Source organism: Ramlibacter ginsenosidimutans (genome assembly GCF_016654015.1).
Classification (GTDB): domain Bacteria; phylum Pseudomonadota; class Gammaproteobacteria; order Burkholderiales; family Burkholderiaceae_C; genus Ramlibacter; species Ramlibacter ginsenosidimutans.
The window spans coordinates 1-13,977 of record NZ_JAEPWM010000010.1 but is presented as its reverse complement, the minus strand read 5'-3'; the positions used below and the strand labels follow the sequence as shown (position 1 = coordinate 13,977).

General features: G+C 68.2%; 11 protein-coding genes and 1 pseudogene. 8 read left to right on the top strand and 4 right to left on the bottom strand.

Annotation, left to right across the window (positions count from 1 at the left end):
- Positions 1 to 79 precede the first annotated feature (79 nt).
- From fumC to JJB11_RS20045, 6 genes are all read left to right on the top strand, one after another.
- Positions 80 to 1,459 (top strand): class II fumarate hydratase, encoded by a 1,380-nt coding sequence (gene fumC / locus JJB11_RS20070; protein ID WP_201175670.1) that lies wholly within the window; start codon positions 80 to 82, stop codon positions 1,457 to 1,459.
- A 171-nt stretch (positions 1,460 to 1,630) separates the two neighbouring features.
- The gene (locus JJB11_RS20065) at positions 1,631 to 2,668 is read left to right on the top strand and encodes an ABC transporter substrate-binding protein (protein WP_201175667.1); all 1,038 of its coding nucleotides are present in this window, start codon (positions 1,631 to 1,633) and stop codon (positions 2,666 to 2,668) included.
- 3 nt (positions 2,669 to 2,671) lie between these two features.
- Positions 2,672 to 4,390, top strand: a complete 1,719-nt coding sequence (locus tag JJB11_RS20060) for an ABC transporter permease (RefSeq protein ID WP_201175665.1) — start codon at positions 2,672 to 2,674, stop codon at positions 4,388 to 4,390.
- Between the two features lie 10 nt (positions 4,391 to 4,400).
- The gene (locus JJB11_RS20055) at positions 4,401 to 5,462 is read left to right on the top strand and encodes an ABC transporter ATP-binding protein (RefSeq protein ID WP_201175663.1); all 1,062 of its coding nucleotides are present in this window, start codon (positions 4,401 to 4,403) and stop codon (positions 5,460 to 5,462) included.
- Between the two features lie 40 nt (positions 5,463 to 5,502).
- Complete coding sequence (locus tag JJB11_RS26610) at positions 5,503 to 6,924, top strand: MmgE/PrpD family protein (protein ID WP_201175660.1); 1,422 nt, start codon at positions 5,503 to 5,505, stop codon at positions 6,922 to 6,924.
- Between the two features lie 55 nt (positions 6,925 to 6,979).
- Positions 6,980 to 8,050 (top strand): isocitrate/isopropylmalate dehydrogenase family protein, encoded by a 1,071-nt coding sequence (locus JJB11_RS20045; RefSeq protein WP_201175658.1) that lies wholly within the window; start codon positions 6,980 to 6,982, stop codon positions 8,048 to 8,050.
- Between the two features lie 150 nt (positions 8,051 to 8,200).
- On the opposite strand, the gene JJB11_RS20040 is transcribed toward JJB11_RS20045, so the two are convergent.
- The gene (locus JJB11_RS20040) at positions 8,201 to 8,827 is read right to left on the bottom strand and encodes a GntR family transcriptional regulator (protein WP_201964973.1); all 627 of its coding nucleotides are present in this window, start codon (positions 8,825 to 8,827) and stop codon (positions 8,201 to 8,203) included.
- 287 nt (positions 8,828 to 9,114) lie between these two features.
- Here JJB11_RS20040 and acs point away from each other — a divergent pair, with 287 nt between their 5' ends.
- A complete protein-coding gene (acs, locus tag JJB11_RS20035; protein WP_201175655.1) occupies positions 9,115 to 11,100 on the top strand; it encodes an acetate--CoA ligase in 1,986 nt (661 codons plus the stop codon).
- Between the two features lie 64 nt (positions 11,101 to 11,164).
- Here the strand turns inward: acs and JJB11_RS20030 are convergent, their stop codons facing one another.
- Positions 11,165 to 11,470 (bottom strand): c-type cytochrome, encoded by a 306-nt coding sequence (locus tag JJB11_RS20030; protein WP_201175647.1) that lies wholly within the window; start codon positions 11,468 to 11,470, stop codon positions 11,165 to 11,167.
- Positions 11,471 to 11,575: 105 nt separating this feature from the next.
- Here JJB11_RS20030 and JJB11_RS20025 point away from each other — a divergent pair, with 105 nt between their 5' ends.
- Positions 11,576 to 11,821, top strand: coding sequence for a TIGR04438 family Trp-rich protein (locus JJB11_RS20025; protein WP_201175645.1), 246 nt, complete (start codon positions 11,576 to 11,578; stop codon positions 11,819 to 11,821).
- 31 nt (positions 11,822 to 11,852) lie between these two features.
- On the opposite strand, the gene JJB11_RS20020 is transcribed toward JJB11_RS20025, so the two are convergent.
- Positions 11,853 to 13,367, bottom strand: a complete 1,515-nt coding sequence (locus JJB11_RS20020; RefSeq protein WP_201175643.1) for an FAD-dependent oxidoreductase — start codon at positions 13,365 to 13,367, stop codon at positions 11,853 to 11,855.
- 508 nt (positions 13,368 to 13,875) lie between these two features.
- Positions 13,876 to 13,977 (bottom strand): annotated as a pseudogene (locus JJB11_RS26150) (IS110 family transposase); the annotation flags it as partial.

The following is a 13,977-nucleotide window of genomic DNA, read 5'->3' as shown; positions in this document are numbered from 1 at the left end:
CCTGCGCACTGTCCACGTTCACCAGCAGCTTGCCTGCCCGCCACGCCACGCATGCCGTGGTTGGTGCTAGGGTGCGTGCATGTCCATGCGCATCGAACACGACACCTTCGGGCCCATCGAGGTCCCTTCCGAGCACCTGTGGGGCGCGCAGACGCAGCGCTCGCTGCAGAACTTCGACATCTCCGGCGAGCGGCAGCCGCGCGAGATCATCCGCGCGCTGGCGCAGATCAAGCGCTCGTCCGCGGTGGTGAACCACCTGCTGGGCCTGCTGGACCAGCAGAAGGCGGCGGCGATCATCGCGGCGGCCGACGAGGTGCTCGCGGGCCAGCACGACCAGGAATTCCCTCTGGTGGTGTGGCAGACCGGCTCGGGCACGCAGACGAACATGAACGTCAACGAAGTGCTGGCCAATCGCGCAAGCGAGTTGCTCGGTGGCACGCGCGGCGAGGGCCGCAAGGTCCATCCGAACGACGACGTCAACAAGAGCCAGTCGTCCAACGACGTGTATCCCACCGCCATGCACTTGGCGGCGGTGGAGGGCATCAGGAACAAGCTGCTGCCTGCGCTCGCGCAACTGAAGGACACCCTCGCTGCGAAGTCCCGCGAGTTCATGGACATCGTGAAGATCGGCCGCACGCACCTGCAGGACGCGACGCCGCTCACGCTGGGGCAGGAGTTCTCGGGCTACGTCGCGCAACTGGAGCAGGCCGACCGCCACTTGCACGCCGCGCTGCCGCACCTGTGCGAACTGGCGCTAGGCGGCACCGCCGTCGGCACCGGGCTCAACGCGCCGAAAGGCTATGCGGAAAAGGTGGCCGAGGAGCTCGCGCGCCTCACGGGCCTGCCGCTGGTCACGGCCGCCAACAAGTTCGAGGTCATGGCCGCGGCCGACGCGCTGGTGCACGCGCACGGCGCGCTCAAGACGCTTGCGGCCAGCCTGATGAAGATAGCGAACGACATCCGCTGGCTCGCCAGCGGCCCGCGCAGCGGCATCGGTGAGATCAGCATCCCCGAGAACGAGCCGGGCTCGTCCATCATGCCGGGCAAGGTGAACCCGACGCAGAGCGAAGCGATGACGATGCTGTGCTGCCAGGTGTTCGGCAACGACGTCGCGATCAACTTCGGCGGCGCCTCGGGCAACTTCGAGCTGAACGTGTTCCGGCCCATGATCGCCCACAACTTCATGCAAAGCGTGCGCCTGCTGGCCGACGGCATGCGCAGTTTCAACGACCACTGCGCCGCGGGCATCACGCCCAACCGCGAACGCATCGCGGAACTCGTCGCCCGCTCGCTGATGCTGGTGACTGCGCTCAACCCCCACATCGGCTACGACAAGGCGGCGTTCATCGCGAAGAAGGCACACAAGGAAGGCACCAGCCTGCGCGAAGCGGCGATCGCCTCGGGCCATCTCACGGGCGAGCAGTTCGACCAGTGGGTGCGGCCCGAGAAGATGGTGTGAGCTTTCGTCCGGCGCTCCGTGCAGAGGACTGAGGAGCAGGGAGCTCCGGGCTGACACACTGAATGCTTTTTTCCATCAGTGTCGACGTTAAGGTCTGAACTGTTGACACTTTGAGGCGTGGCTCGCATCATGCGCGGCACCGGCCCGACGAGGCCGCGCAAGGAGACACGCATGTCAGCGAAGCCCGCCGCCGTCGTGGCGCTGGTCGCCGCACTCGCCTCGGGTGCGGCGTTCTCCCAGGCTCCCGCACCTTACGACGTGACGCCCCAGCTGGTGGCGGCCGCGCAGAAGGAAGGCAAGGTCGTGTGGTACTCGGCGACGGATGTCCAGGTCGCGGAGAAGCTCGCACGCGCCTTCGAGGCGAAGTACCCGGGCATCAAGGTGCAGGTGGAGCGCTCGGGCGCCGAGCGCATATTCCAGCGGATCAACCAGGAATACGGCAGCAGGATCTACAACGCCGACGTGGTCGAGACCTCCGACGCCGTGCACTTCGTCCACTTCAAGAAGCAGGGATGGCTGCAGCCGGCGGTGCCCTCGGACGTGGCGAAGTTCTGGCCCAGGGAATACCGCGACCCGGACGGGCAGTTCGCGGCGTACCGCGCGCATCTCTCCGTGATCGCCTACAACACGAAGCTGGTGCCCAAGGACCAGGCGCCGAAGTCGCTGGCGGATCTCCTCGATCCCAGGTGGAGCGGCAAGATCGTCAAGGCGCACCCGGGCTACAGCGGCACGATCATGACGGGCACGCAGGCCATCAGCCAGGCCGTGGGCTGGAAATTCTTCGAGCAGCTGGGCAAGCAGAAGGTGATGCAGGTGCAGTCCTCCACCGAGCCGCCCAAGAAGCTCGCCGCGGGCGAGCGCCCGGTGATGGCCGACGGCAACGAGTACAACGTGTTCCTGCTGCGCGAGAGCGGCGTTCCCATCGAGCCCGTGTACGCGCCGGAAGGCACGCCGCTGGTGGTGGGCAACGCGGCGATCCTCAAGAATGCGCCGGACCCCAACGCCGCCAGGCTGTTCTACCACTTCATGTTCTCGCGGGAAGCGCAGCAGCTCAATAGCGATGTGGGTGGACTACGCTCCTTTCACCCCGAGGTGAAGGAGAAGGCCGGCCGGGTGCCGCTGTCGCAGATCAAGCTGCTGAACTCCGACCCGGCAAAGCTGGACGCCGAGGACATCAAGAAGCGCTACGAAGAGTACTTCGGCACCTGAGCGATGCCTGTCGTCGTCCGCGAGGCGGCGGTCCCGCTCGCTCCCAGGCTCCCCTTGCGCATCGACCTGGCCAAGCCGGTGTTCTGGGCGCTGGTGGCGGTGCTGGCCGTGCTGGTGCTGCTGCCGCTGGCCTGGCTGGCGTACTACGCGCTGGTGGACCAGGACGGGCGGCTCACGCTCGCCAACTTCACTGCGCTGGTGGGCGATGTGCGCATGCGCAAGCCCTTCGTGGTGGCGGTGGGCATGGCGCTCGGCGTCGGTGCGCTCTCCTGCGCCATCGCGACACCGCTCGCGTGGCTGGTCGCGCGCACCGACCTGCCGGGACGGCGCTTCATCCGCATGCTGGTCACCGCTTCCTTCGTGACGCCGCCCTTCCTGGGCGCGATCGCCTGGGAGATCCTCGCCGCTCCCAACAGCGGGCTCATCAACGTCGCCTGGCGCGCGCTCACCGGCGCGCAGCCCTACGACGCGCTCGTTGACATCTACACCTTCACCGGCCTGGTGTTCGCCATCGCCTGCTACACCTTTCCCTACGTGTTCACGCTGGTGGCCAATGGCCTGGACCGCGTGCCGGCCGACCTGGAAGACGCGTCGGCCATCCTCGGCGGCCGCGGCTGGACCACGCTGCGGCGCGTGACCTTGCCCCTGGTGCTGCCCGCCATCCTCGCCGGTGCGCTCATCGCGATCCTGCAAGCGCTCACCATGTTCGGCTCACCGGCCATCCTGGCGCTGCCGGCCGGCTTCCACGTGATCACCACCAAGATCTGGAGCCTCTTCCAATATCCGCCGAAGCCGGGGCTGGCGGCGGCGGCTTCGCTGCCGCTGCTGGCCGTGACGGTGCTGCTGCTGCAAGGCAAGGCGTGGATCCTCGGGCGCAAGGGCTACACCGTGCTGGGCGGCAAGAGCGGCGAGCCGCGCATCACTGCTCTGGGCCCGTGGAAGCCGCTGGCGTGGGCCTTCGTGCTGCTCGTGCTGGCGCTCACCGTGCTGCTGCCCTATGCGGCGCTGCTGAAATCGGCGCTGACGCGCAATGGCGTGCCGGGTCTCACGCTGCACCACTTCCGCTTCGTGTTCTTCGAGTTCTCGGCCACGCGGCTGGCGATGTGGAACACGCTCGTGCTCGGCTTCTCCACCGCCACCCTGGGCACGGCGCTCGCGCTGCTGGTCGCTTACATGGTCGCGCGCAAGCCGGTTCGCGGCGCGCCCGTGCTCGGGATGCTGGCCATGGCGCCCGTGGCCATCCCGGGCATCGTGCTGGGCGTCGGCCTGTTCCTCGCCTACTCGCATCCGCACCTCATGCTGTACGGCACGCTGTGGATCCTGCTGGTCGCCTTCCTCACCATCGAGATGCCCGCCGGCTACCAGCAGATGTCCGCCGCCTTCCACGGCATTCATCCCGAGCTGGAGGAAGCAAGCCGGGTGCTGGGGGCGAGCCGGCTGCAGACGCTGCGGCTCATCACCGCGCCGCTGCTGCGCACCAGCGTCATCGCCACGTGGTGCTTCGTGTTCATCGGGACGATCCGGGAGCTGTCCGCGACCATCCTGCTCACCACGGCGAACACGAAGCTCGTCTCCGTGATCATCTACGACCTCAACGAGAGCGGCGACATGGGCGCGATCTCCGTGCTGGGCCTGCTGCTGCTCGTCGTGTCCTTCGCCGTCGTCGCCATCGCCAACCGCCTGCCCTTGCTGGGCGGACCGCGCCTGCCGGCGCTTCGCTGAAGACGAACGCATGGGATTCCTGGAGCTCGAGGGACTCACCAAACGCTACGGCGGTGCGCCCGTGGTGAACGACGTTTCGCTATCGGTCGACAAGGGCCAGCTGGTCTGCCTGCTCGGGCCTTCGGGCTGCGGCAAGACGACGACGCTGCGCCTGATCGCCGGCTTCGTGGAGCCGGACGGCGGCGAGATCCGCGTCGGCGGCCGTCGCGTCTCGGCGCCCGGCTCGAGCGAAGCGCCCGAGCGGCGCAACATGTCGATGATCTTCCAGAGCTACGCGCTCTGGCCGCACATGACGGTGTTCGACAACGTCGCCTACGGCCTCAAGCTGCGCGGGCTGCCGCGCGGCGAGCTGCAGCAGCGGGCGGACACCATCCTCGCCGCGACGAAGCTTTCGCAGCTGGCGCAGCGCTATCCGGGCGAGCTGTCGGGCGGCCAGCAGCAGCGCGTGTCGCTGGCCCGTGCGCTGGTCGTCGAACCCGAGACCCTGCTGCTGGACGAGCCGCTCTCCAACCTCGATGCGAACCTGCGCGAGGAGATGCGCTTCGAGATCCGCCGCCTGCACGACAAGTACCGCTACACCACCGTGTACGTCACGCACGACCAGGCGGAAGCGATGACGACGGCGGACCTCATCGTGGTCATGAACCAGGGTGTGATCGAACAGTCCGGCTCACCCGAGGACATCTACCAGCGGCCAAGCACCGAGTTCGTGGCGCGCTTCATAGGCGGCACCAACATCCTGCGCGGGCGCTGGGACGGCGCCGATGGCGTGGCGGCGGGCAATGGACTGTTCCTGCGCTGCGGCTGCGGCGAGTTCTCCCGGGCCGGCGAGACCGCCGTCTCGGTACGCCACCACGACGTGCGTTTGAGCAGCACGCGCCTGGCGGAAACGAACTCCGTGCACGGCATCGTGGCCCGCCAGATCTACCTGGGCTCTCACCGCGACTACCTGGTCACGCTCGCCGACGGCGAGACCGTGCGCGCGCTCGCACCCGCGGCGCTGGCGCTGGCGGCCGGCGACAGCGTCTGGCTGCACTTTCCACCCGAACACTGCCGCGCCCTCGCGCACTGAGGCGCGGGCCGGCCATCACCATCCAGACGAGGAGACCCCAGTGAGCATCACCGAGAAGCAGGCGGCCGAACACCTCACCCACTACGTGGCCGATTTCATCTGCAGCACGCGCATGGTCGACCTGCCGCAGGACGTGGTCGGCCTGGGCAAGAAGTCCATCCTCGACGGGCTCGGCCTCGCGCTGTCCGGCGGCGCCAGCCATTGCGGCGAGCTGGTGCGCAGGCATCTCTCCGAGCTGAACCTCGGCACCGGACCCTCGACTGTCTTCGGCACGCGGATGAAGGTCGCGCCGCGCTTCGCGGCCTTCGCCAACGGCGTCGGCATCCACGCGGACGACTACGACGACACCCAGCTGGCCGTGGCGGCCGACCGCGTGTACGGCCTCCTCACGCATCCGACGGCGCCCGCGCTGCCGGCCGCGCTCGCCGTCGCCGAAGCGGTCGGCGCGAGCGGAGCGCAGGCGATGCTGGCGTACCACCTGGGCGTGGAAGTGGAGTGCAAGATTTCCGAAGCCATCCACCCGCGGCACTACCAGACGGGCTTCCACTCCACCGCGACCTGCGGCACCTTTGCGGCAGCGGCCGCTGCGGCGAAGCTGATGGGCCTGGACGAGGAAGCAACCTGCCGCGCACTCTCCATTGCCGGCAGCCAGTCAGCCGGCCTGCGCGAGAACTTCGGCACCATGACCAAGCCCTTCCACGCTGGCCGCTCTTCCGAAAGCGGCGTCGCGGCCGCGCAGTTCGCCTCCTACGGCTGGACCGCCACCGACAAGATCCTGGAGGCGCCGCGCGGCTTCTTCAGCGCCGCCGGCGGTGGCTACGACGCGGGCGCCATCGCGGGCCGCCTGGGCAAGCCGTGGACCTTCGCGGAACCGGGCGTGTCCATCAAGCCGCATCCGTCCGGCTCGCTGACGCACCCCGGCATGACGGAAATGCTGCGCCTGATCCGCGCGAACGGCGTCCAGGCGAAGGACGTGGTGCGCGTGCGCGTCGGGACCAACCACAACATGCCCAATGCGCTGATCCACCACCGCCCCACCGACGAACTGCAGGCCAAGTTCTCGATGGAGTTCTGCATGGCCATCCTGCTGCTGGAAGGCCGCGCGGGGCTGAACGAATTCACCGACCAGGTGGTGGGGCGCCCCGACGTGAAGAAGATGATCGAGAAGATCGACTTCGTTGTGGACCAGGAGGCGGAGGCCGCCGGCTACCACAAGATGACGACGCTCATCGATATCTCGCTGGCCAACGGCCGCACCGTGAGCGGACGCGCCGACTTCGGCAAGGGCAGCCCCGCGATGCCGATGACGTACGACGAGGTCGCCGACAAGTTCCGCGAGAACGCGGAGTTCGCCCGCTTCCCGAAGCAGCGCGCCGACGACATCGTGGCCATGGTGCGCGAACTGGAGTCGCTGCCCTCCATCGCTGCCCTGACGAATGCCCTGGCCCATGAGCGCGCGTGATGCCGCTCGACCTGCGCAACACCATGGCGCTCGCGCGCCGCAAGGAAACGACTGCATGAAGAACGTCCACCTGGTCCTCGGCGTGCTGGAGGGCGACGACATCGGCCACGAAGTGGTGCCCGCGGCGGTGCAGGTCGCGTCCGCCGCGGCCGAGAAGCACGGCCTGCGCATCGATTGGCGGCCGATGCCCGCCGGCCGGCGCGCGCTCGACACGCACGGCTCCACCTTGCCCGCCGGCACCCTGGAGACGCTGGCGAAGATGGACGGTTTCGTGCTCGGTCCCATCGGCCACCGCGAGTATCCGAAGGGTCCGGGCGCGATCAATCCGCACCCGATCATGCGCAAGCACTTCAACCTGTTCGCGAACGTGCGGCCCACGCGTTCGTATCCGGACATCGGCTGCCTGCGCGACGACGTGGACCTCGTGATCGTGCGCGAGAACAACGAGGGCTTCCAGCCCGATCGCAACGTGGTCGCGGGCTCGGGCGAGTTCCGGCCCAGCGAGGACATGACCATCTCCGTGCGCGTGATCACGCGCCAGGGCAGCGAGCGCGTGGCACGCGTGGCGCTCGCGCTCGCGCGCAACCGCCGCAAGAGGCTGACGGTCGTGCACAAGAACACGGTGTTCAAGCTGGGCTGCGGCATGTTCGTCGAGGAGTGCCTCAAGGCGGCCAGGGACTTCCCCGATGTGCAGGTGAACGAGGTCATCGTCGACACGATGGCGATGCGCCTGGTGCGCGACCCGCAGAACTTCGACGTGGTGGTCACCACCAACATGTTCGGCGACATCCTCACCGACGAAGCCGCCGGCCTGGTCGGCGGCCTGGGCATGGCGCCGGGCCTGTGCATCGGCGACGGCGACTTCGCGATGGCCCAGGCGACGCACGGGTCGGCGCCCGACATCGCGGGGCAGGGCAAGGCGAACCCCTACGCGATGATCGATTCGACCCGCATGCTGCTGGACTGGCTCGGGCGCCGCAAGGGCATTCCGGAAGCTGTGGCCGCCGCGGCCAGCATGGAACGCGGCCTGAAGGCGGCGCTGGGGAACGCGCAGGCGCGCACGGGCGACATCCGCGGCCAAGGCAACACGGAGTCCTTCACCCGCGCAGTCATCGGCAGCCTGTAGGCTGGGGTGACGCAGGAACCCCAGTGCTGCGCGCTACGCTGGGGTTCGCTTCGCTCACCGCCAGCCTACGAATCGGCCTCCCTGTAGGCTGGGGTGACGCAGGAACCCCAGCGATGCGCGACGCTGGGGTTCGCTGCGCTCACCACCAGCCTACGAATCCGCGAGCGCCAGCAGCCGCGCGCGCCCCGCCTGGATGTGTTCCTCGGCGAACTGCTTCGCCTTGGCGGCATTGCCCTTGGCGATCGCTTCGTAGAGCCTGCGGTGCTCGACGTTCGAGCGGCGCATGTTGCCGGGTGCGTTGAAGTTCTGCCGCCGGTACAGGTGCAGCTCCTTCACGTAGCCTTCGTACAGTTGCCGCACGCGCTCGTGGTGCGCCAGCAGCAGCACCTCCTCGTGGAAGCGCACGTTCAGCTCGTAGTAGCCGCCGCTGTCGCCGGACTGCGCGGCGCGGTCCATGGCTTCGAGCAGTGCCTCCAGGCGGCGGCGGTCCTCGTCGGTGACGTGCTCGCACGCGCGCGCCGCCGCGAAACCGAAGGCCAGCGCCCGCAGGTCGTAGATCTCCAGCATCTCCTGCACGGAGATCTTCCGCACGAAGACGCCGCGGTTCACCACGGGCGTCACGAGGCCGGTGCCGGTGAGGATGCGGATCGCCTCGCGGATCGGGCCGCGGCTCGTTCCCATGCGCACCGCCAGCGCCGCCTCGTTCAGGCGGTCGCCCGGCTTGAACTCTCCCGCGTAGATCAGTTCCCTGAGCTGATCCGCGATCTGGCGGGACAAGCCCTCGCTGGTCTGGATGGGGGGAATGGCGCTGATGGGACGACCCTCCGCTCTACGCGCTGCGGGATGCGCCGTGCGGTGGCGCGGCGGCTCGTGGAGGAACCGCAGGCGCGGCGATGCGTCCGATTATAGGAACGCACGCGACCGTGTCACGCGCAGTGTCGACCGTCGCCACTCTTGGCACGCCGGCTCGCCACGCGGTAGATTCGAGGCAGGGCGCCCGTCAGTGGCCTGTAAGTGCCGGGTCCGACAGTAGCGACTAGCCCCAATCCCTCCGGAGACAAAGCATGAGTGCCATCGAGTCCGTCCTGGTCGAAAACCGTGTGTTCCCGCCGAGCGAAGCCACCATCAAGGCGGCTCGCATTTCCGGCATGCCGGCCTACGAGGCCCTGTGCAAGGAAGCGGAGCGGGACTTTGAAGGCTTCTGGGCGCGGCTGGCGCGCGAGAACCTGCAGTGGACGCGGCCGTTCACGAAGACGCTGGACGAGTCCAACGCACCTTTCTACAAATGGTTCGAGGATGGTGAGCTGAATGCCAGCGCGAACTGCCTCGACCGGCACATCGGCACGCCGGTCGAGAACAAGACCGCGATCGTCTTCGAGTCCGACGACGGGCAGGTGAGCAGGGTCACGTACAAGGAACTGCTCGCGCGCGTCGGCCAGTTCGCCAACGCGCTGAAGGCCCAGGGCATCCGCAAGGGCGACCGCGTCATCATCTACATGCCCATGGGCGTGGAGGGCGTCGTGGCCATGCAGGCCTGCGCGCGGATCGGCGCGACCCACAGCGTCGTGTTCGGCGGCTTCTCGGCCAAGTCCATCCACGAGCGCGTGATCGACGCCGGCGCGGTGGCGGTCGTCACGGCCAACTACCAGCTGCGCGGCGGCAAGGAGATGGGGCTGAAGGCCATCGTCGACGAAGCGCTGGCCATGGGCGGCTGCGACAGCGTGAAGACGGTGTTCGTCTACATGCGCACGCCGACCGCCTGCAACATGGTCGCCGGCCGCGACAAGACCTTCGACGAAGTGCTCAAGGGCCAGCCGACCGAGTGCAAGCCGGAGCCCGTGGGCGCGGAGCATCCGCTGTTCATCCTCTACACCTCCGGTTCGACCGGCAAGCCCAAGGGCGTGCAGCATTCCACCGGCGGCTACCTGCTGTGGTCCAAGCTCACGATGGACTGGACCTTCGACCTGAAGCCGCAGGACCTGTTCTGGTGTACCGCGGACATCGGCTGGATCACGGGCCACAGCTATGTCGCCTACGGCCCGCTCGCGGCCGGCGCGACGCAGCTGATCTTCGAAGGCATCCCGACCTACCCGCATTCCGGGCGCTTCTGGCAGATGATCGAGAAGCACAAGGTCTCGATCTTCTACACGGCGCCCACGGCGATCCGCTCGCTGATCAAGGCGGCCGAGACGGACGCGAAGGTGCACCCGAAGAACTGGGATCTCACCTCGCTGCGCATCCTGGGCACGGTGGGCGAGCCGATCAATCCCGAAGCATGGATGTGGTATTACCGGAACGTGGGTGGCGAGCGTTGCCCGATCGTGGACACGTTCTGGCAGACCGAGACCGGCGGCCACGTGATCACGCCGCTGCCCGGCGCCACGCCGCTCGTGCCCGGGTCGTGCACGCTGCCGCTGCCCGGCATCATGGCCGCCATCGTCGACGAGGCGGGCCACGACATTCCCAATGGCTCCGGCGGCATGCTGGTGATCAAGCGGCCGTGGCCTTCCATGATCCGCACGATCTGGGGCGACCCGGAGCGCTTCAGGAAAAGCTATTTCCCCGAGGAGATGGGCGGGCGCATCTACCTCGCCGGCGACGGCGCGGTGCGCGACGCGAAGACCGGCTACTTCCGCATCACGGGCCGCATCGACGACGTGCTGAACGTGTCCGGGCACCGCCTGGGCACGATGGAGATCGAGTCGGCACTCGTTTCGAAGACCGACCTCGTGGCGGAAGCCGCGGTGGTCGGCCGCCCCGACGACCTCACGGGCGAGGCCGTGTGCGCATTCGTCGTGCTGAAGCGTCCGCGTCCCACGGGCGAGGAGGCGAAGAAGATCGCCAACGAGTTGCGCAACTGGGTGGCCAAGGAGATCGGCCCGATCGCCAAGCCCAAGGACATCCGCTTCGGCGAGAACCTGCCCAAGACGCGCAGCGGGAAGATCATGCGCCGCCTGCTGCGCAGCATCGCCAAGGGCGAGAAGATCACGCAGGACGTCACGACCCTGGAGAACCCCGCGATCCTCGATCAGTTGTCGGAGACGAACTGAGTTAGGAAGTTCGCAGCCAGCAAAAAGCCCGCTCGAGAGCGGGCTTTTCTTGGGCTGGAGTGTCTTACTTCAGCGACAGCACCCAGGCCGCGAGTTTCTTCGCTTCGGCATCGTTCACCTGCACGTTCGCGGGCATGGGCACGGGGCCCCACACGCCGGAGCCACCCTTCATGATCTTGGCGGCAAGGCGGTCCACGGCGTCCTTCTGGCCTGCGTACTTGGCGGCGACGTCCTTGTAGGCGGGACCGACCAGCTTCTTGTCGATCGCATGGCAGGCCATGCAGTTCTTGGCGGTGGCCAAGGCCTGGTCCGCCAGCGCCGGGGCGGATGCGGCGGCCAGGACCGCCAGAGCCAGCAGGGCTCGCTTCATAAGGAGTTCCTCGTCGTTGGGTTACAGTGCTTCAACGTTATTGTACGGACGCCCGTTGACCCGGCCCGCTCACCGGGTTGCGCGGGCGAATGCAGGAGGGGGAACATGTATTTGTTGTTGGCGGGGATCTTGCTGCTGGCCCTGAAATACCTGGAGATCGGGCCCGTGGCGGTCTGGTCGTGGTGGGCCGTCCTCTCGCCGTTCGCGCTGGCCGTGGCCTGGTGGACGTGGGCGGACTGGTCCGGCTACACCAAGCGCAAGGCGGTGGAACGCGACAACGCGCGCAGGCAGGCGCGCATCGACCGCACCCGCGAGCAATTGGGCCTGGGCACCAAGAAAGCCAAGAGCTGAGGGCGCGTGCGGGACTGCGCCCGCACCGGATTCAGGACCCGAGCGGCGGCGCGTGCCGCCGCTTCAGCGCGTGGATCGCAGGACCTTCGATCACGGTGCCGTCCGGACGGAAGCGGCTGCCATGGCACGGGCAGTCCCAGCTTGTTTCCACGCTGTTCCAGTGCACCTTGCAGCCCATGTGCGTGCAGACGTTGGAGACTGCGAACAGTTCGCCATCGGGAGCCCGGTACGCTGCGAAGGTTTCGCCTTCCGCGTTCACGATGGCGCTGTCGCCCGGCTGCAGGCTGGCGAGCTCCTCGTTCTGGCGGTGCGTGAGGTAGTCCTTCACCAGCTGCTTCACCACCGTCACGCTCTCTTCGACGATGCGCCTGGCGCCCTTGACGGGCGAGAGCCGGTTGGGCCGCACGAGCTCGGCGAACGCCGACTTGTGCCCCAGCAGTTCGGCGGCGATCAGCCGCGCGGCCACGGTCCCCCAGGTGAGGCCGTCGGTCGCGAAGCCGGTGGCGATGAAGCAGTCCTCCGCATCGCGCCCGATGTAGGGCAGGCCATCGGCGCCGCGGTAGTTCTGCGCGGACCAGCGCCAGGCGACGGGGCGCTCGCCCACGTATTTCTTCGCGAGCATCTCCAGGGCCAGCAAGCTCGCCTTCGCGTTGTGGATCCCCACCTTGTGCTCCTGGCCCACGCACACGAGGTAGTCGCGGCCATTGGCCTGCATCGTGCGCACCGACAGATGCTCGCTGCCCTGCCACCAGAAGGCGCCGGGGCCGGGTCCTGCGTCGGCCGGCCACTCGAATGCGATTGCGTACTCGCGGTGCACGGGCATTTCGGTCTGCACGAGGTGCATGCCCAGCGGCGTGTGGGTCGCGATCACGATTTCCTTCGCCGTGACGGAGCCCGTGGCCGTCACCGCGCGCCTGGCCTTCAGGTCCAGCGCGATGACGCGCGAGTGCTCGTGGATCGCGGCGCCGGCCTCGGCAGCGCGCCGGGCGAGCGCCGCCACGTACGCCTGCGGCTGGAACTGCGCCTGTCCCGGCAAGACCAGGACCTCGCCCTGCGCCGGCGGCAGCGGCGAGGGCACCGAGGTGGCCCGCTCGACCGCGCAGCCGGCCGCGGCTAGCGCTTCGAACTCCTTGCGCATGGCGTCCGCAAGGGCCTGGTCGGCCCACTGCACCAGGGGGCAGCGGCGGAAGCCCACGTCCCCCAGCAGGCGCGCGCGTTCCTCGATGAAGGCGACAGCGCCACGCCGCTCGTTGGCGACCTGCCGCGCGACGTCCGTGTTCCAGCGCGACACGAGTTCGCGCATGCCGGTGGAGAGCGTCTCGTAGAGATTGCCGGTGGAGTTGCCCGTGCTGCCGCAGCCGATCTCGCCGGCTTCGAGCAGCACCACCTTCGGCTTGTTCGCCGTATGCTGTTCGGCCAGCAGGTCGGCGAGCGTCACGCCGGTGATGCCGCCGCCGATGACCAGCACGTCGGCAGTCACGTCTCCGTTGACCATCGCATAGCCGGTGGGCGCGGCCGTGCCGCGCCAGACGGAAAGCGTGTCCATGAGGTTCTCCGGGCGAAGACACCATGCTAGGCAGCGGCGCGTTGGCGGCCCGTAGGACGTGGACGACATTGAAGGCCGCGCCCTCTTCGGAGCGCGCGGGCGTCGCGGCAGGCGGCGTGCGGTGGCAGGCCCGCTGGGCCTCGGTCGGCGGCTGCGCGCGCCGACTCCCCTGGAAGCCGGTCCGGGCGGCGTCGCGCGGCACAACTCGCAGAGAGTTTGCCCGCTGCGCGGCCAAACTCTCTGCTCGGACAAGTGCCGCGGTAGCATGAAACGTACGCGCGGCTCGACGCTGACGCTCTCGAGCCGCGCTCCGCCGCCCGGACCGGCTTCCAGGCGATGCCCTTCATGCGGGCCTGCACCGCACGCCGCCTGCCGCGACGATGGGCAGTCGGGCCCCTGCGCGGAAGACTCACGGGCGCCCGTACTCGACTCACGGGCTCCGTACTCGACTCACGGGCCCCCGTACTCGACTCACGGGCCCCCGTACTCGTAGATACTGTGTTCTCCGTCAAGCGGAGTGGAGTGCCGGATTGAATGGAAGTCCGGATTTCAACACTCCGTAGGCGATCGCCACCAGCTTGCGCATCAGAGCTCCGAGAACGAGCTTCTT

What these genes read in the sequence shown, in the direction of transcription:
- fumC (WP_201175670.1), top strand. Translation starts at nt 80, where the DNA reads ATGTCCATGCGCATCGAACACGACACCTTCGGGCCCATCGAGGTCCCT.
- JJB11_RS20065 (WP_201175667.1), top strand. Translation starts at nt 1,631, where the DNA reads ATGTCAGCGAAGCCCGCCGCCGTCGTGGCGCTGGTCGCCGCACTCGCC.
- JJB11_RS20060 (WP_201175665.1), top strand. Translation starts at nt 2,672, where the DNA reads ATGCCTGTCGTCGTCCGCGAGGCGGCGGTCCCGCTCGCTCCCAGGCTC.
- JJB11_RS20055 (WP_201175663.1), top strand. Translation starts at nt 4,401, where the DNA reads ATGGGATTCCTGGAGCTCGAGGGACTCACCAAACGCTACGGCGGTGCG.
- JJB11_RS20045 (WP_201175658.1), top strand. Translation starts at nt 6,980, where the DNA reads ATGAAGAACGTCCACCTGGTCCTCGGCGTGCTGGAGGGCGACGACATC.
- acs (WP_201175655.1), top strand. Translation starts at nt 9,115, where the DNA reads ATGAGTGCCATCGAGTCCGTCCTGGTCGAAAACCGTGTGTTCCCGCCG.
- JJB11_RS20030 (WP_201175647.1), bottom strand. Translation starts at nt 11,470, where the DNA reads ATGAAGCGAGCCCTGCTGGCTCTGGCGGTCCTGGCCGCCGCATCCGCC.
- JJB11_RS20025 (WP_201175645.1), top strand. Translation starts at nt 11,576, where the DNA reads ATGTATTTGTTGTTGGCGGGGATCTTGCTGCTGGCCCTGAAATACCTG.
- JJB11_RS20020 (WP_201175643.1), bottom strand. Translation starts at nt 13,367, where the DNA reads ATGGACACGCTTTCCGTCTGGCGCGGCACGGCCGCGCCCACCGGCTAT.